Source organism: Bradyrhizobium sp. Leo114 (genome assembly GCF_055229415.2).
This window is the reverse complement of record NZ_JBUYEN020000001.1, coordinates 19,669-41,912: the sequence shown is the minus strand read 5'-3', so window position 1 is coordinate 41,912 and position 22,244 is coordinate 19,669. Positions and strand designations below refer to the sequence as shown.

Below are 22,244 nucleotides of genomic sequence, written 5' to 3'. Positions count from 1 at the left end.
AAATTAGCTTACTAAACATGCCGGTTATGGCTAACCTTCCGGCTCTCCTGCTGTCGGGATGGGCCGTATTGTGTCCGCCGGACCAGATCGGTAATCGTGGGCCGCCAAACTAGCTACAGGAGTCGGACATTTTGCTGCGCCGCGAACATCCCCGCTCGTGCGTGCGAGCGTCGCAAATATTTCGCCAAGAGCGCGAGAACCGGCTTGACGGCCTCAAAAATTTAGTACTACGTTTAGTAATACAAAAAAGCTAAACATCGTGCATCGAGCCGATGTGTAGGAGGAGCCCAAGCCATTCCGGAGCCGTCTCCGGCAGCGGTCCGTCTCGTCCTTCACTCATCGCTCCTCAAACTCGGTTTCAAGGTCTCGGCGTCGCTCCGGCGGGGCGCGTTGAGCGGGTTGGATGCTTCAACGAGAGAGGAAACGGATATGCGGACATTCAATCGGCTGAAAAGCTCAGTGGCCACCACGGTTCTCGGGGCGGCGCTGCTGGGGATATTTGGCGGAGGCGAAGCTGCGGCTCAGGGCAAGCAGCTCACGCTGTGCTGGGCGGCATGGGATCCGGCCAACGCGCTGGTCGAGCTGGGCAAGGATTTCACCAAGCAATCCGGCATCGAGATGAAATACGAGTTCGTCCCCTGGACGAGCTATGCGGATCGCTTCCTCAACGAGCTCAATTCCCACGGCAAACTCTGCGACCTGATCATCGGCGATAGCCAGTGGATCGGCGGAGCCGCCGAGAACAAGTGGTACGTCAAGCTCAACGAGTTCTTCGACAAAGAGCACATCTCGATGGACGATTTCGTCCCGGCGACGGTCGTGGGTTATTCGCGGTGGCCGAAGAATTCGGCGAACTACTGGGCGCTGCCGGCGATGGCTGATGCCGTGGGCTGGACCTACCGCAAGGACTGGTTCTCGCGACCGGACATCCAGTCGGCGTTCAAGGCCAAGTACGGCCGCGATCTGGCGCCGCCGAAAACCTATGACGAGTTGAAGCAGATCGCGGAGTTCTTCCAGGGCCGCGAGATCGACGGCAAGAAGGTCTATGGCGCGTACATCTTCACCGAGCGCGGTTCCGAAGGCATCACGATGGGCGTGACCAACGTGCTCTACAACTACGGCTTCAGCTACGACAATCCGAAGAAGCCGTACCAGATGCAGGGCATCGTCAATTCGGCCGATGCCGCCAAGGGGCTCGAATTCTACAAGGAGCTCTACAAGTGCTGCACCGCGCCCGGCATGACGAACGCCTACATGCAGGAAGGGCTCGATGCCTTCAAGTCGGGCCAGGTGGCGATGCAGATGAACTGGTTCGCCTTCTTCCCCGGCCTCTACAAGGATCCGAATGTCGGCGGCGACAAGATCGGCTTCTTCGTCAATCCGGCTGGCCCGAAGGGGCACTTCACCCAACTCGGCGGACAGGGCATCTCGGTGGTTGCGACTTCCGACCGCAAGGACGACGCGCTCGCCTATATCAAGTGGTTCGCGCAGCCCGCCGTGCAGCAGAAATGGTGGCAGATCGGCGGCTACTCGGCGCTCAAGGCGGTGGTCGATGCGCCGGACTTCCCGAAGAGCGCGGCGTTCGCGCCGCAATTCCTGGAGTCGATGGGCATCGTCAAGGACTTCTGGGCCGAGCCGTCCTACGCCCAACTGCTGCTCGACATGCAGAAGCGGGTGCACGACTACGTCGTCGCCGACAAGGGCACGGCGCAGCAGGCGCTCGATCTCCTGGTCAAGGACTGGACCAAGGTGTTCAAGGAGCAGGGCAAGGAAGTCGCCTCGCGATAGCCTGAACTCCGCGATCCAACTGAACTGGCTTCCCCGAGGTCAGCCTCGTGGAAGCCGAACCAGCCCAGCCGATGGACAAGATGACGACGATCCTGCAACCCGATCATGCTACGATCGCGGGCGTGAGCGAGTCCGCCAAATCCCGCGCCGCGCGCCGCGCACACGGTCTGTCCGACCGGACCATTGCGTGGCTGTTCGTCGCGCCGACGATTGCGCTGCTGCTCGCGATCAACATCTTCCCGCTGGTCTGGATGATCCGGCTCTCCTTCACCAGCCTCAACCTCAGCATGTCCTATCTGCCGCTGCGGTTTGTTGGGCTCGACAATTTCAGCGACATCCTCAACGACGAGGACGTCTGGTTCCGGCTCCAGACCACGGCGCAATTCGTGATCTGCTCGGTTGCCCTGCAGGTGGTGGTCGGCTTTGGGCTCGCGCTCCTGATCAACCGCCAATTCCGCGGCCACAGCTTCTGGACCACGATCATCCTGCTGCCGATGATGCTGTCCCCGGCAGTTGTCGGCAATTTCTGGACGCTGCTGCTGCAGCCGCAGATCGGACCGTTCAACTATCTGATCAGCTTGTTCACTGGCGTGCCGCCGAGCTCGTTCAGCATGACAGGGCAGGTCGCGCTGGCGCCATGGACCATCGTGCTCGTCGACACCTGGATGTGGGCGCCCTATGTGATGTTGATCTGTCTCGCCGGGCTACGCTCGATCCCCGATTATATCTATGAGGCGGCTGAGGTCGATCGTGCCTCGGCCTGGCGGCAGTTCTGGTCGATCACGTTGCCGATGACGGTGCCGTTCCTGATGCTGGCGGTGCTGTTTCGCGCGATCGAGAACTTCAAGATGTTCGACATGGTCAATCTCCTGACGTCGGGAGGACCGGGGTCGACCACCGAGCTCGTGTCCATCACGCTGAAGCGCGCGGCGTTCGAGAAGTGGCGCACCGGCTATTCCTCGGCGCTTGCCATTATCCTGTTCGTGACCGTGTTCGGTGCCGCCAACATCTACGTCAAAGCGCTCAACAAGGTGAAGCAACGATGACCGCTGCCGTCGCCAGATCCACCGCACACTCGATCGTCGAGGCCTCGCCGCGCATCAAGGCATTCGCCGGTGCTCTCGTCATCCTCTATGCGTTGATCACGATCCTGCCGCTGCTCTGGATCGTCGCCACCGCCTTTAAGTCGCAAAGCGATGCCATCGCCTATCCGCCCAAGGTGATCTTCGAGCCGACGCTCGAAGGCTATGTCAACCTGTTCACGGTGCGCACCCGCCAGACACCGGATTTCATCGCCAAGTTGCCGCCGCCGGAGACCTGGTATGACAAGCTCGTCCGCAAGCATGACATGGTGATTGCCGGACCGTCCAAGGTCGTGCCGCGCTTCGTCAACTCGCTGATCATCGGCTTCGGTTCGACCTTCCTCGCCGTCTTCCTCGGCACGCTCGCGGCCTACGCTTTTTCGCGCTTCCGCATTCCGCTGGCCGACGATCTGCTGTTCTTCATCCTGTCGACGCGGATGATGCCGCCGGTCGCGGTTGCGATACCGATCTATTTGATGTACCGGCAGCTCAATCTGACCGACACCAGGCTCGGCATGATCCTGCTCTACACCGCGGTGAACGTCTCGCTTGCGGTCTGGCTGCTCAAGGGCTTCATCGACGAGATTCCGCGCGAGTATGAGGAGGCGGCCCTCGTCGACGGCTACACGCGACTGCAGGCGCTGCGCAAGGTGGTGTTGCCGCAGGCCGTCACCGGAATTGCGGCAACCGCGATCTTCTGCCTGATCTTCTCCTGGAACGAATACGCCTTCGCAGTCCTGCTGACCAGCGGCGAGGCGCAGACCATGCCGCCCTTCATTCCCTTCATCATCGGGGAGGGCGGGCAGGACTGGCCGGCGGTTGCCGCCGCGACCACGCTGTTCGTCGTCCCGATCGTCATGTTCACCGTGCTGTTGCGCAAGCATCTGTTGCGCGGCATCACCTTCGGAGCGATGCGCAAATGAGCGATTCTGCCGTTGCCAAGGGCGCCAAGGGGACATTGCATCGCTTCTTCGGCCGCGGGCGCTGGGAGGCCGTTGCGATGACCCTGATCGGGGGCGGCATCTTCATGCTGGTGCAACCCTTCTCGATAGATCTGTACAGCTATTCATTCGTGACGATCCTCGCCGGCACTGTCGGCTTCGTCATCGTCAGCCACTTTCCGGAATGAGGCCATGGCTCAGATCCGCATCGAATATCTTCGCAAGTCGTTCGATCAGTTCACGGCGGTGGAAGGCTCGACATTCACCATCGACGACGGCACCTTCTTCGCGTTGCTCGGTCCCTCCGGCTGCGGCAAGACCACCACGTTGCGCATGATTGCCGGCCTCGAGCTGCCGACCGAGGGCAAGATTCTGCTCGACGGGGAGGACGTCACGTTCCACCGTGCCGCCGCCCGCGACATCGCGTTCGTGTTCCAGCTGTTTGCGCTCTATCCGCACATGAATGTCGGGCAGAACATCGGCTTCCCGCTAAAGTGCCAGGGCATGGCGCGGCACGAGATTCGCGAGCGGGTGCAGGAGACCGCGCGGATGCTGCGGATCGAGCATCTGCTGTCGAGCAAGACGTCAAAGCTCTCGGGCGGCGACCGCCAGCGCGTCGCGCTCGGGCGAGCCATGGTGCGGCGCCCGAAGGCCTTCCTGATGGACGAGCCGCTGGGCGCGCTCGACGCCGAGTTTCGTCATCTGATGTGCGGCGAGCTGCGCGACCTGCACGATCGCATCAAGGCGACCACGGTCTATGTCACTCACGACCAGCTAGAGGCGATGTCGATGGCCGACCAGATCGCGATCATGAACAAGGGGCGCGTGGAACAGATCGGCACGCCGCAGGAGGTCTATGACCGACCCGCCTGCATGTTCGTCGCGGACTTCATCGGCTCGCCGTCGATGAACTTCCTGCACTTCGAGGGCGGGCTGCGATCCGGTGACCGGGCGATCAATTTTCACGACACCAGGCTCGCGGTGCCCGAGATCCGCGAGGACCGCGCAAGCGCGGCGCTGGCGCTCGGGGTTCGTCCGGAGCATATCCGCTTCGCCGACGCCGGATCCGTTCGTGGCGAGGTGTTCGGCGCGGAATATCTCGGCACGACGCAGATCGTCACGATCGACACGGCGTATGGGCGGGTCGCGGCGCGGCTACCTTCGAGCGCCTCGGTGCGGATCGGCGAGACCGTCGGCCTCGAATTCAACTCCGATCGGCTCTCGCTGTTCGATGCCGGCAGCGGCCTTGCAATCAGGACCGCCAGGGAGGAGGGCATGCGCCATGGTTGACGTCAGCTTGCGCAATATCAGCAAGCGCTTCGGCGCGGTGGACGCGGTGCGCGACCTCTCGCTGACGGTGAACGACGGCGAATTCCTCGTCCTGCTCGGGCCGAGCGGCGCCGGCAAGACCACGACGCTGCGGTTGATCACCGGCCTCGAGAGCCCCGACGCCGGTTCGGTCATGATCGACGGGCGCGACGTGACGCATGATCCGCCGGGTGCACGGGACATCGCATTCGTGTTCCAGCAATATTCGCTGTATCCGCATTTGTCGGTCTACGACAATTTGGCGTTCCCGCTGCGCTCTCCGGCGCGGCGCGTGCCGGAGCCGCTGATCCGCGAGCGTGTCGAGCAGACGGCGGAACTGCTGCATATCGCCAGCAAGCTGAACAATCGCGCCACCCGCCTGTCGGGAGGTGAGATGCAGCGGGTCGCCATCGGCCGCGCGCTTGTGCGCGATCCCTCGATCTATCTGATGGACGAGCCGCTGTCGTCGCTGGATGCAAAGCTTCGCGCCGAACTTCGGCTCGAGCTGAAGCGGATCCAGCTCGAGCTCGGCGCGACCATCCTGTATGTGACCCACGACCAGGTCGAAGCCATGACGATGGCATCAAGGATCGGCGTGATCAAGGACGGCCGGCTGCTTCAGCTCGGCACGCCGAGGGAGATCTATGAAAATCCATCCAGCAGCTACGTCGCTTCGCGGCTCGGGACGCCACAGATCAATTTCCTGCCCGCGCGGCTGCTGTCCGATGTGGCGATGCCGCCGGAAACGGAGACGGTCGGCATCCGTACCGAACACCTCCAGATCGCCACGCGCAACGACGGACGGATGATCGGCCGGGTGCATCGCGTCGAGCACCTCGGCGAGCAGAATCACGTTCACCTGGACTATAAGGGCGAAACGCTGGTGACGCTGGCGGATCCGCATCAACCGCTGCGGGCCGGCCAGGAGGTTGAATTGCAACTGGTGCGTCCGCTGTGTTTCGACGGTGCGGGACAGCGCATCGGCCCGATGGTTCATTAGAGGAGCGAAAGGTTCAGATCAATGTCGGTGCAACCCGAGACATTCAAGTCGCTGCTCAAGGCGGCCGCCGAGCAGGTCATCGATAGCGCGCCGGAGCTCACGAGTCTGGACCAGGCGATCGGCGACGGCGACCACGGAACCAACATGAAGCGCGGCTTCGAAGCGGTGCTCGGCAAGCTCGATGCCATCTCGGCGCAACCGCTCGACGAGGCGTTCAAGACGATCGGCAAGACCCTAGTCATGACGGTCGGCGGCGCTTCCGGCCCGCTCTATGGCAGCTTCTTTCTCGCCGCGGGCGAGGCGCTGTCGCACGACAAGCACCTGCCTGACGATCTCGCCGACGTGTTCGGCAGTGGCGTGAACGCGGTGAGCGCGCGCGGCCGCTCGCAGGCCGGCGAGAAGACGATGCTCGATGTGCTCATTCCGGTGCTGGAGACACTGAAAGCGGGCGCCGGCCAGCCCGATCTGATCGCGCGGGTGCGCACCACCGCGGCTGAAGCGGTCGAGCGCACGGTGCCGATGCAAGCAACGAAGGGTCGGGCGTCGTTCCTCGGCGCGCGCAGCGTCGGTCATGTCGATCCCGGGGCGCGATCGAGCTGCGTTCTGCTGCACGCGGTGTGCGCTGGCCTGGAGGCGCGGCAATGACCGACACCGTGGGCATCGTGATCGTATCGCATTCCCGGGACATCGCGAAGGGAACCGCAGACATGGTGCGGCAGATGGTCGGCAGCGAGGTCAAGGTCGCCTTCTGCGGCGGCAATCCCGACGGTGGTCTCGGCACCAGCGTGCCGCTGATCATCGACGCCATCAACGACGCCTGGTCGTCGAAAGGCGTTGCTGTGCTTGTCGACCTCGGCGGCGCCGAGACCAACAGCGAAATGGCAGTCGAGATGCTGGAGCCGGCGCGGCGTGATCTCGTTGTCGTCTGCAACGCGCCGATCGTCGAGGGCGCCGTCATGGCGGCGACGGAAGCTGCGGGCGGCAGCTCGCTGGCCCAGGTCAGGGCCGTGGCCGAGGAACTCTCTGCCGACTGAGGCGTCGGCGAAGCGATGATGGATGACGAGCATGCTTGATAAAGCGGACGAACAGATCTTCACCGGCAATGTGCGGCTGGTGCATGCGGTTGGCATGCATGCGCGCCCCGCGGTCAAGCTGACCAAGCTCGCCAAGAAGTTCGAGGCCCAGATCTCCGTGCGGGTCGCGGGCGCACCCGAATGGATCAATGCCAAGAGCGTGGCCAAGATCATGGCAATGCGCGCGGCACACGGCAGCACGATCGAGATCAAGGCTTCCGGCAGCGATGCCGAGGCCGCGGTCGCGGCGCTGGTTGATCTGATCGCAAGCGATTTCCCGGATGGAGCACCATAGCATGCAGGGCGGCGCTGCAGGGCTGGCGTATCGCGGCAGGACTGCCTCGATCGGCTTTGCCCATGGCCCGTTCGTCCGCGTCGACGCGGGAGCTGGCGGCGAGCGGGTGGCCGGTACGCTGGTCGAGGAGGCGCTGGCCTTGCGCAATGCGATCGACGTCGCGAGCGTGCAGATCGCCGATCTTGCCGCCAGCGCCGGCGGCGAGGCCGCGCAGATTCTCGAATTCCAGGTCGCGCTGCTCGAGGATGAGGAATTGATCGAGGCGATCTTCGCGTCGATCGGCGAGGGACGTCCCGCCGATATCGCATGGCGTTCCACGCTCGACGCCCATATTGCCGAGTACAACTCCGCACCGGACGACTATCTGAAGGCGCGCTCCTCCGATCTTGCCGATTTGCGCGACCGCGTGATCCACATTCTGCGTGGCGACCAGGACCAGCCGCTGAAAATCCCGCGCGGAGGCGTGGTTTGCGCCGACGATCTGCCGCCATCGCGATTCCTTGAGATTAACTGGTCCGGCGGCGGTGGCTTGGCGCTGTTGCGCGGCAGCCCGACCAGCCATGTCGCGATGCTGGCGCGAGCGCGCGGCATCCCGATGGTGGTACAGCTCGGGGCCATTCCTGACACGGGCACCACAGCGCTGCTTGACGGCGAAGGCGCCACGCTGGAGCTGGATCCCAGTGCCGAGCAGGTCCGAATTTTCGAGAAGCGGCGCGACAGCCATCACAAGAGCAGGGCATCCGCGCGCGCGATCCTGCGGCGGCCGACAGCCTCCTGGCGCGGCGAGCGGATCAAGCTCTTCATCAACATCCAGCGCGTCGAGGATCTCGAGCATGCCGACGCGCAATATGCCGACGGCATCGGCCTGATGCGCACTGAGTTCCTGTTGACGGAGCGCGGTGGCCTGCCCGACGAGGAGACACAGTTTCAGGCTTACGATGCGGTGTTGCGATGGGCCGGCCAGCGCCCCGTCACCATCCGCACCTTCGATGCCGGCGGTGACAAGCCGGTGGCTGGCTTCACGCTGGACGGCGAAGCCAATCCGTTCCTCGGGGTGCGCGGCCTGCGCCTGTGCCTTGCCCGGCCTGAGATCTTTGCGGTTCAGCTCCGCGCGCTGGCGCGGGCCGCGGTGCGCGGCAATCTCAAGGTCATGTTCCCGATGGTCACGTCGGCGGACGAGCTCGAGGCGGGGCGGAAGCTGTTCGCAGATGTCGTGCAGCACTTGCAGGCGGATGGCATTGCCGCGATGCTGCCCGAGCTCGGTATCATGGTCGAGGTGCCGGCGGCGGCCCTGGCAATCGCGAGCTTCAAGACGTCCTTCTTCTCGATCGGCTCGAACGATCTCGCGCAATATGTCCTGGCCTGCGACCGTTCCAACGGAGCTCTCGTCCCCCTGATGGATCCGCTGCATCCGGCAGTGCTCGAACTGATCGCGCGGACCGCGGAGCATGGGCGGCGCGCCGCCATCAGCGTCAGCCTGTGCGGCGACATGGCGGGTGATCCGCGTTGTCTGCCCGCCCTGCTGAGTTGCGGCCTGCGCGAGCTCTCCGTCAATGCATCGGCGCTGGCGCAGATCAAGCAGACCATCGACCGGCTGAGCAGCGGAGGCGGCCTTGGCTGATACGGCGGCCGACGACGCGCCCGAAGCCGGCGCGGTTGCGGTCTACAAGCGCATCTTCAAGGAGGTGCTGGAGAGCCGTCCGTCGGGCATGCGGCTTCGGCTGGCCCATGCCATGGGGAAGAACCGCAGCTTCGTCAGCCAGATCAGCAATCCGGCCTATCCGGTGCCGATACCGGTGCAGCATCTCAATACGATCTTCGATGTGTGCCATTTCCCGCCGCAGGCGAAGACGGCCTTCCTTCGCGCCTATGCGCGCGCTCATCCGCGCCGCGTCGGCCGGTTGAGCGAAGGCTCGCACGAGCGGACACTGACGCTGCATCTGCCGGATCTCGGCAGCGCCAAGCGCAACGCCGAGCTTGACACGCTGCTCCAGGAGTTCACGCGGCGACTGATTGCCATCATGCGGGAAAAATAGGCGAGGAACGCCGGGCGGACGAAGCGGGAGGACACAATGAAGAAGTTCATCAATTCGGTCGACAATATGCTCGCAGAGAGCCTCGACGGCTTTGCCGCCGCGCATGCCGACCTCGTCATGCTCGGCGCTGAGCGGAAATTCGTCCGTCGCCGCGAGCTGAATCCGAGGAAAGTTGCGCTGGTGTCGGGGGGCGGCAGCGGGCATGAGCCGCTGCATGCCGGCTTCGTCGGCTACGGCATGCTCGACGCCGCCTGTCCCGGGCAGGTGTTCACATCGCCGACGCCGGACCAGATCGTCGAGGCCGCCCAGGCGATCACGGGCGACGCTGGCGTCCTCTTCATCGTCAAGAACTATGCCGGCGACCGCATGAACTTCGAGATGGCGGCGGAGATCGCCGAGGGCCGCACCGCCACCATCGTGACCGACGACGACGTCGCGGTCGAGAAGTCGACTTACAGTATCGGACGGCGCGGCGTCGCCGGCACGCTGATCGTCGAGAAGATCGTCGGCGCGGCGGCCGAGAAGGGCGCCGATCTTGCAACTTGTGTCGCGCTTGGCGAGCGCGTCAACGCACAGACGCGTTCAATGGGCGTTGCGCTGACCAGCTGCACCGTTCCGGCGGCGGGCACGCCGACCTTTGCACTTCGTGACGACGAGATAGAGATGGGGGTCGGCATTCACGGCGAGCCGGGACGCCGCCGCGTCAAGCTCGCGCAGGCCGATGCGATCGCCGCCGAGATGACCACCGCCATCGCCGATGATCTTGGCACGCGGGCCGGTACCGAGGCGCTGCTGCTCGTCAACGGCTTCGGCGGCACGCCGACGATCGAGCTCTATCTGATGTACAACGCGGTGCGCAGGATGCTCGAGGAGCGGGGCCTGCGCATCGCCCGTTCACTGGTTGGCAGCTACGTCACATCGCTCGAAATGGCCGGGTGCTCGCTCACCGTGAGCCTGCTCGATGGCGAAACCACTGCGCTCTGGGATCATCCCGTGCGTACGGCCGCATTGAAATGGTGACCGCTGCGGTGTGAGCGGCCGCTGATTTTCAGGATGATGGTGGACCATGATTGCCCCAGAAGGATCGTGTGGCCGATTGTCGTTGCGAGTTCGGTCACAGCCGGCCGCGCCATGGCAAGAAAATGAAGAGTTGCTCGATCGCCGCCAGGTCGAGCGGACTTTGCGAAATCATTTGAGGCTGCTGGTGCGAGAAGTCTTGGCATCGATCTGATACGGAACGACGCCTCTTTCGACGGTACCCACGTCAAGTGGGTGGCCGATCGGCGGTAGTGCTCGGTGACGGCAATCGCTTCGCTCGCAGGCTCTGCATCCCGGGCCGATGAAGTCGACCGCATCGAGATCGTCCAGGTTCAGTCCCTTTGCGTAAACCGTCTCGCCCGCATAGGTCACCTCACACCCGAGTCCGACGGCGACCGCGCGCGGTCGGTTCAGATATGAGCCCGCCGAAAGGCTGACGGTCCGAGCTACGCAAAGATACCTCGTTCCATCAGGCGTAGCAGCTAATTGGGCCAGGATGCGGCCAGGATGCGAAAACGACTGGTGTACGTTCCATACGGGGCAGGGACCTCCGAAGCGCGCGAACTGAAAGCGGGTGGCGCTGCTGCGCTTCAAGACGTTGCCGGCGATGTCGATTTTCAGGAAATAGAACGGAATTCCCGGCGAGTTTCTCCGTTGCAGCGTGCTCAAACGATGGCAGACCTGCTCGAAGCTCGTGCCAAAGCGTCGCTGGAGGCGTTCGATGTCATAGCGAACGTCGCGCGCTGTGGCGAGAAATGCTCCATATGGCATAACCAGGGCGCCGGCAAAGTAATTGGCGAGTGCGACGCGCGCGAGCGATGCAGCTTCCTCGTTGCTGAGACGTGCCTGTCTGATCTGACGTTCGATGCTGTCTCGCTGTTCGAGCAGGCCGATGACGTGAGCGATCCAGAACAGCCGGCTTTCCACCGGCGCATCTTTGGACATGAAAAGCGTTTTGGCGTTGCTATCCAGCCGCCAGATCATTCCCTTGCCAAGATCCACCGGGCCTTGGCCGATCCGAACCCCGTAGGCATCACGCAAATATCTGATGAAGTCCTCGCCGCGGTTCTCGGGCTGAAAGTCTCTTGCCTCCGAAAGCCGTTCCGCGGCGCGATCAAGCGCATCAAAATGGTTACGTTTTGATTGCACCCAATCGCGTACCTCGTCATAGGGAAAGCGGCTGGCCGCACCCACGTCGGTTTGGGCCACACGCGTTTGCAAGGAGCGATGTTCCTCTTCGAGCGCAAGATAACCGCGATAGAGATGCAAAAAGCGCTGCGCGATATCGGGGGCGACCCGGACGGCCGCGCTGGCCTCGTCAGGCAAAATGGGCGACCCGAACAGAGGGTCACTGGCGCTTTCACGAAGTTCGCTGGCGAGCCGCAAATCGTCGTCAGACGAAAAATAATTCGTCTCAATACCAAATTGCCGGCTGAGCCGCATGAGCAGCTCTCGCGTGATCGGCCGCTGATCACTCTCCATTTGACTCAAATAGCCCGCGGAAATGCTGAGAGCGTCTGCGAGCTCTGCTTGTGTCATGCTGCGTTGTTCGCGCAACCGCCGTAGCCGGTCGCCGGCAAAGATCTTGTGCTGTCTCACTTGGCAAACTTTACAACTGGTTCAGCGCTATCGGCAAAAATAAGCACTTTCTTCGGTCCCTTGCGGCGATCTCCTTGCTAATCTTGCATACATTGACTGGGATGCAAAGCGCCGGGGGGCCGGTTTGGCAATCCATCCGCGCTTGCCGGAGCAGCCAGGTGGTACCGGGGGACTATGTGCGAATGCTCGCGCGCCCTGCATCGGCTCCGTAAGGGATTCCTGTCCCGGCGCGACCAGGTCGGACCGGATTGTGAGGATGTGGCTATCATGACGATGTTGGCTGAACTGGAGGAAAGGCGTGCCGGCGCAAAGCTGGGCGGCGGGGAGAAGCGCATCGAGGCGCAGCATGCCCGCGGCAAGCTGACCGCGCGGGAGCGCATCGAGCTGCTGCTCGACAAGGGATCGTTCGAGGAATTCGACATGTTCGTCGAGCACCGCTCGATCGAGTTCGGCATGGAGAAGACCAGGGTTCCCGGCGACGGCGTCGTCACCGGCTGGGGCACCGTCAACGGCCGCAGGACCTTCGTCTTCGCCAAGGACTTCACCGTGTTCGGCGGCTCGCTGTCGGAGACGCATGCGCTGAAGATCACGAAACTCCAGGACATGGCGATGAAGGCGAGGGCGCCGATAATCGGCCTCTATGACGCCGGCGGCGCGCGCATCCAGGAGGGCGTCGCCGCGCTGGCCGGCTATTCCTACGTGTTCCGCCGCAACGTCATTGCCTCCGGCGTGATTCCGCAGATCTCCGTCATCATGGGTCCGTGCGCCGGCGGCGACGTCTATTCGCCGGCGATGACCGATTTCATCTTCATGGTGAAGAACACGAGCTACATGTTCGTCACCGGCCCCGACGTGGTGAAGACCGTGACCAACGAGGTGGTGACGGCGGAGGAACTCGGCGGCGCCTCGGTGCACGCGACGCGCTCCTCGATCGCCGACGGCGCGTTCGAGAACGACGTCGACGCGCTATTGCAGATGCGCCGGCTGATCGACTTCCTGCCGTCGAACAACACCGACGGCGTGCCGGAATGGCCAAGCTTCGACGATATCGGCCGCGTCGACCTGTCCCTGGACACCCTGATCCCCGACAATCCGAACAAGCCCTATGACATCAAGGAATTGATCCTGAAGGTCGTGGACGAGGGGGACTTCTTCGAGATCTCCGAGACCTTCGCCAAGAACATCGTCACCGGCTTCGGCCGCATCGCCGGCCGCACCGTGGGCTTTGTCGCCAACCAGCCGATGGTGCTCGCCGGCGTGCTCGACAGCGACGCCTCGCGCAAGGCCGCGCGCTTCGTCCGCTTCTGCGATGCCTTCAACATCCCGATCGTCACCTTCGTCGACGTGCCCGGCTTCCTGCCCGGCACCGCGCAGGAATATGGCGGCCTGATCAAGCACGGCGCAAAACTGCTGTTCGCCTATTCGCAATGCACGGTGCCGCTCGTCACCATCATCACCCGCAAGGCCTATGGCGGCGCCTTCGACGTCATGGCCTCGAAGGAGATCGGCGCCGACATGAACTATGCCTGGCCGACCGCGCAGATCGCGGTGATGGGGGCCAAGGGCGCGGTCGAGATCATCTTCCGCTCCGACATCGGCGACCCCGACAAGATCGCCGCGCGCACCAAGGAATACGAGGACCGCTTCCTCTCCCCCTTCATCGCCGCCGAGCGCGGCTACATCGACGACGTCATCATGCCGCATTCGACAAGACGGCGGATCGCGCGGGCACTCGCGATGCTCAAGGACAAGAAGGTCGAAGCGCCGGCGAAGAAGCACGACAATTTGCCGTTGTAATCATGTTCAAACGCATTCTGATCGCCAATCGCGGCGAAATCGCCTGCCGGGTCATCAAGACCGCGCGCCGCATGGGGATTGAGACGGTCGCGGTCTACTCCGAGGCCGACCGCGATGCGCTGCATGTCGAGATGGCCGACGAGGCCGTGTTGATCGGCCCGCCGGCGGCGGCCGAGAGCTACCTGGTGATCGAGAAGATCGTCGAGGCCTGCCGCAAGACCGGCGCCGAGGCCGTCCATCCCGGCTACGGCTTCCTGTCCGAGCGCGAGGCGTTTCCGCGCGCGCTGAAGGAGGCCGGCATCGTCTTTATCGGCCCCAATCCTGGTGCCATCGCCGCGATGGGCGACAAGATCGAGTCCAAGAAGGCGGCCGCGAAGGCAAAGGTCTCCACCGTGCCGGGCCACCTTGGCGTCATCGAGGACGACAAGCATGCGGTGAGGATCGCCGACGAGATCGGCTATCCCGTGATGATCAAGGCTTCCGCCGGCGGCGGCGGCAAGGGCATGCGCATCGCGCATTCGAAGGCCGAGGTCGAGGAGGGCTTCAATCTCGCCAAGGCCGAAGCGAAATCCTCTTTCGGTGACGACCGCGTCTTCGTCGAAAAATTCATCGTCGATCCCCGCCACATCGAGATCCAGGTGCTCGGCGACAAGCACGGCAATGTGATCTATCTCGGCGAACGCGAGTGCTCGATCCAGCGCCGCAACCAGAAGGTCATCGAGGAGGCGCCGTCCCCGCTGCTCGACGAGACCACGCGCCGCAAGATGGGCGAGCAGGCGGTCGCGCTGGCGAAGGCGGTGAGCTACGACTCGGCCGGCACGGTCGAGTTCGTCGCGGGGCAGGACAAGAGCTTCTACTTCCTTGAGATGAACACGCGCCTGCAGGTCGAGCATCCCGTCACCGAGCTCGTCACCGGCATTGATCTGGTCGAGCAGATGATCCGGGTTGCCGCCGGCGAACAGCTCAGCCTTACGCAGAAGGACGTGACGCTGACGGGATGGGCGGTGGAATCGCGCGTCTATGCCGAAGACCCGTTCCGCAACTTCCTGCCCTCGATCGGGCGCCTGGTGAAATACCGTCCCCCGGTGGAAGCCAGCCAGGACGGCATCACCATTCGCAACGACACCGGCGTGCAGGAAGGCGGCGAGATCTCGATCCACTACGATCCGATGATCGCCAAGCTGATCACGCATGCGCCCTCGCGCGCGGCGGCGATCGAGGCGCAGTCGACCGCACTCGACTCGTTCTATGTCGATGGTATCAGGCACAACATCCCGTTCCTGTCGGCGCTGATGCATCATCCGCGGTGGCGCGAAGGCCGGCTCTCGACTGGCTTCATTGCCGAGGAATTCCCCAAGGGCTTTGCGGTGCGCGTGCCGGAAGGCGAGGTCGCACGGCGCATCGCCGCCGTTGGCGCCGCCATCGATCACGTGCTCGGCGAGCGCAAGCGGCAGATCTCGGGACAAATGGGCGGCCGCGTCGTGCAGCGCGAGCGCCGCCGCGCGGTGTGGCTCGATCGCCAGGAGATTTTGCTCGAGGTCGGCCGCGAAGGCGACGCGATCGCGATCCGCTTCATCGATGCCGAAGGCAACGCCGGCAATGCGCATCTGCTGCAATCGCCGTGGAAGCCGGGCGATCCGGTCTGGCAGGGGACCATCGACGGCCATTTCGTCGCGGTCCAGGCGCGCCCGGTTCCCAACGGCATTCGTCTGGCGCATCAGGGCGTCGAGGTGCCGGTCTATGTCTGGACCGAAGCGGAAGCAACTTCCGCCCGGCTGATGCCGGTGACGACGGCCTCCGACAGCGGCAAGAAGCTGCTCTGTCCGATGCCTGGCCTCATCGTCTCGATCGCGGTGAGCGAAGGGCAGGAGATCAAGGCCGGTGAGACGCTCGCGGTCGTCGAAGCCATGAAGATGCAGAACGTGCTCCGAGCCGAGCAGGACGGCACCGTGAAGAAGATCCACGCCAGTGCCGGCGCAACGCTCGCGGTGGATGCACTGATTTTGGAATTTGCGTGAAATAAGCGTCGAATGTCCAGACGGTCGCGGCTGCCACTGAGCAATTGTCGAACTCGATCGCCGAGATCAATCGACAGATGGGAGGGCGGCCGAAGCGACCGGTTCGACAGCAGCAAACGTGCGAGGGTTGGCGGACGAGCCCGGCGCGCAAGCAGAAGCGCTGCGCGCGAAGGTCGACGGTTTCGTCAACAGGATACGCTGAGCCAGACCGGGAACGACCAGTTCAAGGCTCCAAGTCGACTGATATAGACCGGGCGAATAAGAAGTATCAGCACTTTTCATTTTCCGTGAATATGCGAGGCCTCTGACACGTAACGGTTCTTGCGGCGCACCTGGACGCGCCAGTTTCCGGACGGCAATTGAGTGAGGCTGGCCATGGCCGTGTGCACTCCCCAATTCGTGTACGCTACGTGTGCACTGAGAGGTCAAAACAGGTACAAACGTGTGCAATTTCGACTAGTTTGGAGTGCACATGTTCCGGGTTCATCCCATTGAGAACATAGGATAAAGTATTGAAATCGCAAGACTATCGCTTTTCTGTGGCTCCGATGATGGATTGGACCGACCGGCAGTGTCGCGTCTTCCATCGCCAGCTTTCGCGGCGGGCGCGGCTTTATACGGAGATGCTGACCACCGGCGCCGTCATTCATGGTGATCGCGCGCGGCTGCTCGGGTTTGATGCGAGCGAGCATCCGGTGGCGTTACAGCTTGGTGGGTCCGATCCGCGTGAACTCGCCGCTGCAGCCAAGATCGGCGAGGATTTCGGCTATGACGAGATCAACCTCAATGTCGGCTGCCCGTCCGATCGGGTCAAGGATGGCCGGTTCGGCGCCTGCCTGATGGCGGAGCCGGTGCTCGTTGCCGAGGGTGTCGCGGCGATGAAGCGCGCGGTGAAGGTTCCGGTGACGGTGAAGTGCCGTATCGGGATCGACGACCAGGATCCGGAACTGGCGCTCGATACGCTCGCGCGCGGCGTGATCGAAGCGGGCGCGGATGCGCTGATCGTGCACGCGCGAAAAGCCTGGCTAAACGGCCTGTCGCCGAAGGAGAACCGCGACATCCCGCCGCTCGACTATGATCGCGTCTATCGGCTGAAAGCCGCCATGCCCCACGTTCCCATCATCATCAATGGCGGCATCGCGAGTCTCGACGAGGCGAAGCGGCACCTGGCGCATGTCGATGGCGTGATGCTGGGCCGCGCGGCCTATCAGGAGCCGTGGCGGTTGTTGTCGGTCGACCCCGACCTGTTCGGCGAGGCGGCGCCGTACGCCACGATGCAGGACGCGTTTGAGGCGATGATCCCCTATATCGAAGGCGAACTCGCGCGCGGCGCGCGGCTGCATGCGATCACGCGGCATTTCGTCGGCGCGTTCTTCGGCGTGCCGGGAGCGCGCGCCTTCCGCCGCCATCTCGCCGAGCATGGCACGAGGCCGGGTGCGGGGGTGAATGTACTACGCGAGGCGATCGCGCTAGTTGGAAGCCGTGCGGCCGCGTCGATGGCGGCCTAGCACGTCGGGATAGCCGGTCAGCATCAGCTTGTCGGCGCGCACGCCCCAGCTTTCCAGCCGATCCAGGAAGCTCATGCCGAGCAGATTCGTCTTCATCTGCCCGCGCGGCACCACCAGCGCCGGGATAGACTTTTCGACCAGGTGACCGACGGCGAGGCGATCGAGCGTCAGCCGTGCTGCCTTGGTGTGGCCGCCGGCGGTTTCGAGATCGACATTGTATTCGAGCATTTCGATCGGCAGCCCGATTGCCTTCGCGGTCTCCCAGGTCAACACCACCGAGGTCGCGCCGGTGTCGATCACCATCGGCGCGCTGACGCCGTTGATCTTGGCGCGCAGCGCGAACTCGCCGCCCTGTCCGCGCGGGATCTGCACGGCGGGGCCGGGGGTCACAACGTTCCCGCGCAGCATGTGCGAGACTTGGTGGCTGGCGCGCGCGATCTGCTCGGGATCGCCATAGGCGACGACCGCGCCGGCGGTCGCAACCAGCAATAGGAGCACGAGGAGGATGCGGCTCATGACACCGCCTCCCGCGTCCAATGCACCAGAGCATGATCCGGAAAAGTGGGCACCGGTTTTCCCTCGCGACAAACGCGAAGCGTTTGCGCGGAGATCATGCTCAAACAAAGAGCTAGAGCGGGATGACGATTCGAAGAAGAGTCATCACGCTCTAGGCGCGCTTCGGGCGCGGCTCTATCCGCTCGAGGCCCGCTTCCGCCATGCGCGCGGGCAATAGCGTCATTACGGCGAGGCGCTCGGCGCTGTCCATCTTGTGCCAGCGCGCGATCTCCGGCAGCGTCCGCCCACAGCCGAAGCAGAGCTTGGTCCTGGGGTCGATCATACAGACTGCGATACACGGCGTTTCTGTGCTCATCCATCGATAGTGAAACGATTTCGATCGCGGGTGCAAGCGCGTAGCGGGATGACTCTTCGTAGTGTCTATAGCCCGGTGCCTGCACTCATGATCGGCTTGTGGCGCCCCCTTTGCTTGTCGTCGGTCATAGGAATCGAGGGTTGCGGCTGCAACGGCGGCGCTTCCTCGGCCATCGGCGCCAACGCCGACATCACGCGCTCCGGCGGGAAGGTCACGATCACCTCGGTGCCGATGCGCAGCTTCGACTTCAGCGTGAAGGTGCCGCCATGCAGGTCGATCAGGCTCTTGGCGATCGGCAAGCCAAGGCCCGCGCCCTGTTCCGCGGATTTAATCGAGTTGGAGCCCTGGCCGAACGATGCCAGCACGATCGGGATCTCGTCCTCGGCAATGCCGGAGCCGGTGTCCTTCACGCTGAGATACTGGCCGCCGGAGGCGGTCCAGCCGACCTTCAGCCAGATCTCGCCGCCTTGCGGGGTGAACTTGATCGAGTTGGACAACAGATTGAGCACGATCTGCCGGGTGGCGCGCTCGTCGACCCAGATCCGCGGCATGCCCTGCTCAAATACTTCGTGGATGGTGATGCCGCGGCTGGTCGCGCGCAGTTTCAAGAGATGGTGGCAGTCGGCGACGACATGCAGCAGCGAGACCGCTTCCTCGTTGAGCTCGTAGCGGCCGGCCTCGATCCGCGACAGATCGAGGATCTCGTTGATGAGATTGAGCAGGTGGACGCCGGAATTGTGGATGTCGGCAGAATATTCCTTGTACACCGGCACCGCATGCGCGCCGAAGATCTCGCTCTTCATCACCTCGGAGAAGCCGAGGATGGCGTTCAGCGGCGTGCGCAGTTCGTGGCTCATCTGCGCCAGGAAGCGCGATTTGGCGACGTTGGCGGCTTCGGCGCGATGCCGTGCCTCGTCGGAGATCGCCTTGGACTGTTCGAGCTCGGCGATCAGCACGTCCTTCTCGGCGCGCGCCTGCAGCGTGGCGAGCGTCGTCGAATGCAGCCGGTGGGCAAGCAGCGCGAAATAGCCCTCGGCGCCGAGCGCGAGCAGCGCGAACACGTAATTGTCGAAGGAACCGCTCAGCACGAAACTGACGGCGATCGCGATCGTCACCGGCGCGGTGGCCGCCAGTGCCGCCATCGGAAGGCTCGCCGCGAGCATGCTGGAGACCGCGATCACCAGCAGCATCAGGAACATCATCATTGCATTGGAGGCGGCATCCGTGCCCGCGGGATGGGCCAGGATCACCGTCCAGAACAAGCCGTAGAGCAGGTCGAGCAGCACGAAGCGCGCCCGCCATTTGCGCGTCGCGGCAGGCGAGGGGGATTCCTTCAGGAACTTGGTGCAGCTCTTCACGGTCGCGGCATGGATGCCGAGCACGCCGATGGTCCAGGCCGCCGCCACGAGCGGCTCTCGCCACAGGCCGAACAGCACGCCGGTGGCGATCACCAGCAGCATCACGACGTAGGATGCCGAGATCCTGGTCTGGGCATATTGGCGGAGCAGTTCGGTGTCGAATGCGGGGCGCGTCCCGCTGGTTGACGTTAACCGATCCCGCGCCTCCCGCACCCGCTGCGCTGCGGCGCGGCGACTGTTGACCGGCGCGGCAGCCTGGGGCTCGGCCGGCAGCTGGACAACTTCAGGCTTTTCCGCGGGATCACTCATTAACAACACAAAATCCTGCCCGCAAACCGCACGGGCTTTTGCATTGTCTATCTCTCGCGCCAAATCATTAAGCGATGACTTAGAAAGCTAAAGAATCTCGTTAACGAGAGGTTAAATTAACCATTTGGCGTTTGGGCGAGAGCGCCTCGTCCGGCCGTCAACGATGATCGGGTCATCGAAGGTGCGTAGCCAGCCCAGTTTCGTCACGAAGCTCAAGCGCTTTCAGTCAAGCCAGCGTGCACAAGAATAGAATATCCAATCGTCCATGCCTTTCCGCCCCGGTGAAAGATGGTGGAGGTTTCAAAGTATTCGGAGGTTTTCGGAGCAACACTCTGGACGTAAGAACTCGCTAGCTGAGTAGCCTGCTGCATCTCGAATATGTCAAATGTCTCAGGTTGCCCGCGCAACCGCTCCAGCGAGGTCAAGACGTGTTCATGCGCGCGGCGACGCCTCCATCCCAGCATCGATACCATCTTTCGTGTTGCGTCTATCCAAGACTGTTGCGTGATTTCTGCGATGCCCCAACGAACGGCATTCCTTCGTTGGGCGATCAACGTCGGTTCTGTGGGGATTGATCGGTCGCTCTCTTCTTCAAGCCGTTCCAGCGTCGTCCAGACCGCTGCAAGGGCCTCTGCGATCCGATCCAAATCATCGGCAAGCACGCTCTCGACCTCGGTTCGGTCCGCGACGGCCCTGCGCTCGTCAGCAGAGATTTGAAGCTGAACTGCGGTCCACGCCATCCAACCGGCGAACACGGCGGCGCACGCCGCAAGCAATCCTCCTGACAGGTTTTCATAAGAGCCGAGAGCGCACCCGATGATTTTGAGAGACCAGTGATGTTCTTCGCAATGATGAGGTCCCCATGCGACGGCATTCGCCAGCGTTACCGCAGAGACGATTGCCGAGCCGATCACGATGTAGATGCCTTGAACCCATCGACTGTTCATGTCGCAGCCTTATCCTCTAGTTCGCTTCATCGGGCGGCACCAACTCGATCCGATCCACGATGCGGCCCACCAGGCGGTGGATTTCATTGACGCTAAGGCACTGTTCTTGCGCAAATGCAGCCGTCGCAAACAGCAACGGGATCGTAGCAAATAGAGTTTTCGGCAAGGAAGGTGCCCCTCTTGTTAGAGCGCGGTGTGCGCGCCAGATAGCGCGGGTCGGCGGATACTGCGAAAAATTCGGTAGACGATAAACGCCCACCAAATTCCAAGCGTCGCGTACATAATGGGAGAGATGACCCTCTGGTCCTCAGCCTGTAGTTGTTGCCAGACCAGAAACCCATCACGCAGCGAAAGGTTGAACGTGCGGTGTTCAAATGGCGCGCACGCCGCCGCCGTTGATGATGGCTTCGGCTGGCGCTGACCAGTGATGCGCTGGGTCGAACGCGAAATCGTGTAGGTGTAGGACACGCACACCGGGTCGCGGGAAACATAGACGATCGACTGGTTGTCCCACGATGTGATCGGAAAGCGCTCAGCCTGCACGGTTAGCATATCCGACACAATTTCGGCTTGCGCCGAGAGGCACTCCTTCTCGTCTCGATAGCATTTGATTTCCGTCGTCTGACGCGGAAACGCCTGCTTGGTCTCGTCCTCGAACACCCACGTGCCAACCGCCCGCACGTAGCCACGATCCCAAGAGTCGGTGTAAACCTGCCCGCCCGACTGAATTCGCGGATACCCGCGAAGATCGATGATGCTATTGGTGACCATCAGAATGGCCAAGCTGCCGGCAAAGCCGCACAACAGCCAAAGAACCGCGCGCCCAACCGCCCGAACCATCGACATGATTTCGGAAATTCCCACTCCGCCCAAGGCAAGCCTACTGTGGCTGGTACCCTGAGAGCAAAACCCAGCCCGTTTAATATTGTGAATTGCGAGATCAAGCGGTGCACCGCTCGCAATCAAGGCCCCGGCATAACGACACGCGGCTGCTATGTCATCTTCCGCTGCGTCGGGACAGTAATAGGCATCGCGTACCGGGAGCGGCAAGCGACGGGCAGGCGTCAGGGACGAGGCGCAGGAAGGCCCTGCAGCGCGCCGGAGCGACGGGGCTACAGAACGCCGCGAGCCGTGCCAGCGCACAGGCGGCCACGCTCGGGCGGGGGCTACCGGGCGCGCAGGCCAAGACCCTCCCCAAATCTCGCCGGGACACAGCCGGGAACGCGCCGGAACCGTAATCCACAATATATTCAGAACGCAGCGCTTTTTCCGTCCA

General features: G+C 63.1%; 22 protein-coding genes. 15 read left to right on the top strand and 7 right to left on the bottom strand.

Features of this window, described 5'->3' with window-relative positions; genetic code table 11:
* Window positions 1–429: 429 nt before the first annotated feature.
* From ACZIRK_RS00190 to dhaK, 12 genes are all read left to right on the top strand, one after another.
* Window positions 430–1,788, top strand: a complete 1,359-nt coding sequence (locus tag ACZIRK_RS00190) for an ABC transporter substrate-binding protein (RefSeq protein ID WP_130222514.1) — start codon at window positions 430–432, stop codon at window positions 1,786–1,788.
* 71 nt (window positions 1,789–1,859) lie between these two features.
* On the top strand, window positions 1,860–2,834 hold the full coding sequence (locus tag ACZIRK_RS00185; protein ID WP_130222546.1) for a carbohydrate ABC transporter permease: 975 nt from the start codon (window positions 1,860–1,862) through the stop codon (window positions 2,832–2,834).
* The gene (locus ACZIRK_RS00180; protein WP_130222516.1) at window positions 2,831–3,793 is read left to right on the top strand and encodes a carbohydrate ABC transporter permease; all 963 of its coding nucleotides are present in this window, start codon (window positions 2,831–2,833) and stop codon (window positions 3,791–3,793) included. The genes ACZIRK_RS00185 and ACZIRK_RS00180 overlap by 4 nt, the downstream gene beginning before the upstream one ends.
* Window positions 3,790–3,999 (top strand): hypothetical protein, encoded by a 210-nt coding sequence (locus ACZIRK_RS00175; protein ID WP_028163192.1) that lies wholly within the window; start codon window positions 3,790–3,792, stop codon window positions 3,997–3,999. The genes ACZIRK_RS00180 and ACZIRK_RS00175 overlap by 4 nt, the downstream gene beginning before the upstream one ends.
* 4 nt (window positions 4,000–4,003) lie before the next feature.
* The gene (locus ACZIRK_RS00170; RefSeq protein WP_130222518.1) at window positions 4,004–5,101 is read left to right on the top strand and encodes an ABC transporter ATP-binding protein; all 1,098 of its coding nucleotides are present in this window, start codon (window positions 4,004–4,006) and stop codon (window positions 5,099–5,101) included.
* On the top strand, window positions 5,094–6,119 hold the full coding sequence (locus ACZIRK_RS00165) for an ABC transporter ATP-binding protein (RefSeq protein WP_130222520.1): 1,026 nt from the start codon (window positions 5,094–5,096) through the stop codon (window positions 6,117–6,119). The genes ACZIRK_RS00170 and ACZIRK_RS00165 overlap by 8 nt, the downstream gene beginning before the upstream one ends.
* 21 nt (window positions 6,120–6,140) lie before the next feature.
* Window positions 6,141–6,764, top strand: coding sequence for a dihydroxyacetone kinase subunit DhaL (gene dhaL / locus ACZIRK_RS00160; RefSeq protein ID WP_028163195.1), 624 nt, complete (start codon window positions 6,141–6,143; stop codon window positions 6,762–6,764).
* A complete protein-coding gene (gene dhaM / locus ACZIRK_RS00155; protein WP_028163196.1) occupies window positions 6,761–7,153 on the top strand; it encodes a dihydroxyacetone kinase phosphoryl donor subunit DhaM in 393 nt (130 codons plus the stop codon). The genes dhaL and dhaM overlap by 4 nt, the downstream gene beginning before the upstream one ends.
* A gap of 31 nt (window positions 7,154–7,184) precedes the next feature.
* Complete coding sequence (locus ACZIRK_RS00150; protein WP_063623372.1) at window positions 7,185–7,487, top strand: HPr family phosphocarrier protein; 303 nt, start codon at window positions 7,185–7,187, stop codon at window positions 7,485–7,487.
* Window positions 7,474–9,108 (top strand): phosphoenolpyruvate--protein phosphotransferase, encoded by a 1,635-nt coding sequence (ptsP, locus tag ACZIRK_RS00145; protein ID WP_245474478.1) that lies wholly within the window; start codon window positions 7,474–7,476, stop codon window positions 9,106–9,108. Before ACZIRK_RS00150 ends, ptsP begins: the two co-directional genes overlap by 14 nt.
* Window positions 9,101–9,523, top strand: a complete 423-nt coding sequence (locus ACZIRK_RS00140) for a hypothetical protein (RefSeq protein ID WP_130222522.1) — start codon at window positions 9,101–9,103, stop codon at window positions 9,521–9,523. Before ptsP ends, ACZIRK_RS00140 begins: the two co-directional genes overlap by 8 nt.
* Before the next feature lie 36 nt (window positions 9,524–9,559).
* Window positions 9,560–10,543 (top strand): dihydroxyacetone kinase subunit DhaK, encoded by a 984-nt coding sequence (gene dhaK / locus ACZIRK_RS00135; protein ID WP_130222524.1) that lies wholly within the window; start codon window positions 9,560–9,562, stop codon window positions 10,541–10,543.
* A 168-nt stretch (window positions 10,544–10,711) separates the two neighbouring features.
* Here dhaK and ACZIRK_RS00130 read toward each other — a convergent pair whose 3' ends face one another.
* Entirely contained in the window at window positions 10,712–12,160 is a 1,449-nt protein-coding gene (locus ACZIRK_RS00130) for a helix-turn-helix domain-containing protein (RefSeq protein ID WP_456643421.1), read from the bottom strand.
* A 267-nt stretch (window positions 12,161–12,427) separates the two neighbouring features.
* On the opposite strand from ACZIRK_RS00130, the gene ACZIRK_RS00125 reads away from it, so the two are divergent.
* The 3 genes from ACZIRK_RS00125 to dusA all read left to right on the top strand — a co-directional run bounded on the left by ACZIRK_RS00125 (window position 12,428) and on the right by dusA (window position 17,483).
* A complete protein-coding gene (locus tag ACZIRK_RS00125) occupies window positions 12,428–13,957 on the top strand; it encodes an acyl-CoA carboxylase subunit beta (RefSeq protein ID WP_463326697.1) in 1,530 nt (509 codons plus the stop codon).
* 2 nt (window positions 13,958–13,959) lie between these two features.
* Complete coding sequence (locus tag ACZIRK_RS00120; protein WP_463326696.1) at window positions 13,960–15,975, top strand: acetyl-CoA carboxylase biotin carboxylase subunit; 2,016 nt, start codon at window positions 13,960–13,962, stop codon at window positions 15,973–15,975.
* A 548-nt stretch (window positions 15,976–16,523) separates the two neighbouring features.
* Complete coding sequence (gene dusA, locus ACZIRK_RS00115; protein ID WP_245475094.1) at window positions 16,524–17,483, top strand: tRNA dihydrouridine(20/20a) synthase DusA; 960 nt, start codon at window positions 16,524–16,526, stop codon at window positions 17,481–17,483.
* Here the strand turns inward: dusA and ACZIRK_RS00110 are convergent.
* From ACZIRK_RS00110 to ACZIRK_RS00085, 6 genes are all read right to left on the bottom strand, one after another.
* The gene (locus tag ACZIRK_RS00110) at window positions 17,445–17,999 is read right to left on the bottom strand and encodes a TIGR02281 family clan AA aspartic protease (RefSeq protein WP_130230241.1); all 555 of its coding nucleotides are present in this window, start codon (window positions 17,997–17,999) and stop codon (window positions 17,445–17,447) included. The two genes, dusA and ACZIRK_RS00110, sit on opposite strands and share 39 nt — an antisense overlap.
* Before the next feature lie 151 nt (window positions 18,000–18,150).
* On the bottom strand, window positions 18,151–18,354 hold the full coding sequence (locus ACZIRK_RS00105) for a DUF1289 domain-containing protein (RefSeq protein ID WP_130230239.1): 204 nt from the start codon (window positions 18,352–18,354) through the stop codon (window positions 18,151–18,153).
* A 65-nt stretch (window positions 18,355–18,419) separates the two neighbouring features.
* Window positions 18,420–20,021, bottom strand: a complete 1,602-nt coding sequence (locus tag ACZIRK_RS00100; RefSeq protein ID WP_130230237.1) for a sensor histidine kinase — start codon at window positions 20,019–20,021, stop codon at window positions 18,420–18,422.
* A 212-nt stretch (window positions 20,022–20,233) separates the two neighbouring features.
* On the bottom strand, window positions 20,234–20,968 hold the full coding sequence (locus ACZIRK_RS00095; protein WP_130230235.1) for a hypothetical protein: 735 nt from the start codon (window positions 20,966–20,968) through the stop codon (window positions 20,234–20,236).
* A gap of 16 nt (window positions 20,969–20,984) precedes the next feature.
* Window positions 20,985–21,134 carry a hypothetical protein gene (locus tag ACZIRK_RS00090; RefSeq protein ID WP_165435587.1) on the bottom strand — a complete coding sequence of 50 codons (150 nt, stop codon included), beginning with the start codon at window positions 21,132–21,134 and terminating at the stop codon, window positions 20,985–20,987.
* 17 nt (window positions 21,135–21,151) lie between these two features.
* The gene (locus ACZIRK_RS00085) at window positions 21,152–21,814 is read right to left on the bottom strand and encodes a hypothetical protein (RefSeq protein WP_130230233.1); all 663 of its coding nucleotides are present in this window, start codon (window positions 21,812–21,814) and stop codon (window positions 21,152–21,154) included.
* Between the last annotated feature and the right edge of the window lie 430 nt (window positions 21,815–22,244).

Coding starts and splice junctions, on each gene's coding strand:
- ACZIRK_RS00190 (WP_130222514.1), top strand. CDS start 430: ATGCGGACATTCAATCGGCTGAAAAGCTCAGTGGCCACCACGGTTCTC.
- ACZIRK_RS00185 (WP_130222546.1), top strand. CDS start 1,860: ATGGACAAGATGACGACGATCCTGCAACCCGATCATGCTACGATCGCG.
- ACZIRK_RS00180 (WP_130222516.1), top strand. CDS start 2,831: ATGACCGCTGCCGTCGCCAGATCCACCGCACACTCGATCGTCGAGGCC.
- ACZIRK_RS00175 (WP_028163192.1), top strand. CDS start 3,790: ATGAGCGATTCTGCCGTTGCCAAGGGCGCCAAGGGGACATTGCATCGC.
- ACZIRK_RS00170 (WP_130222518.1), top strand. CDS start 4,004: ATGGCTCAGATCCGCATCGAATATCTTCGCAAGTCGTTCGATCAGTTC.
- ACZIRK_RS00165 (WP_130222520.1), top strand. CDS start 5,094: ATGGTTGACGTCAGCTTGCGCAATATCAGCAAGCGCTTCGGCGCGGTG.
- dhaL (WP_028163195.1), top strand. CDS start 6,141: ATGTCGGTGCAACCCGAGACATTCAAGTCGCTGCTCAAGGCGGCCGCC.
- dhaM (WP_028163196.1), top strand. CDS start 6,761: ATGACCGACACCGTGGGCATCGTGATCGTATCGCATTCCCGGGACATC.
- ACZIRK_RS00150 (WP_063623372.1), top strand. CDS start 7,185: ATGCTTGATAAAGCGGACGAACAGATCTTCACCGGCAATGTGCGGCTG.
- ptsP (WP_245474478.1), top strand. CDS start 7,474: ATGGAGCACCATAGCATGCAGGGCGGCGCTGCAGGGCTGGCGTATCGC.
- dhaK (WP_130222524.1), top strand. CDS start 9,560: ATGAAGAAGTTCATCAATTCGGTCGACAATATGCTCGCAGAGAGCCTC.
- ACZIRK_RS00125 (WP_463326697.1), top strand. CDS start 12,428: ATGACGATGTTGGCTGAACTGGAGGAAAGGCGTGCCGGCGCAAAGCTG.
- ACZIRK_RS00120 (WP_463326696.1), top strand. CDS start 13,960: ATGTTCAAACGCATTCTGATCGCCAATCGCGGCGAAATCGCCTGCCGG.
- dusA (WP_245475094.1), top strand. CDS start 16,524: ATGATGGATTGGACCGACCGGCAGTGTCGCGTCTTCCATCGCCAGCTT.
- ACZIRK_RS00110 (WP_130230241.1), bottom strand. CDS start 17,999: ATGAGCCGCATCCTCCTCGTGCTCCTATTGCTGGTTGCGACCGCCGGC.
- ACZIRK_RS00105 (WP_130230239.1), bottom strand. CDS start 18,354: ATGAGCACAGAAACGCCGTGTATCGCAGTCTGTATGATCGACCCCAGG.
- ACZIRK_RS00100 (WP_130230237.1), bottom strand. CDS start 20,021: ATGAGTGATCCCGCGGAAAAGCCTGAAGTTGTCCAGCTGCCGGCCGAG.
- ACZIRK_RS00095 (WP_130230235.1), bottom strand. CDS start 20,968: ATGAACAGTCGATGGGTTCAAGGCATCTACATCGTGATCGGCTCGGCA.
- ACZIRK_RS00085 (WP_130230233.1), bottom strand. CDS start 21,814: ATGTCGATGGTTCGGGCGGTTGGGCGCGCGGTTCTTTGGCTGTTGTGC.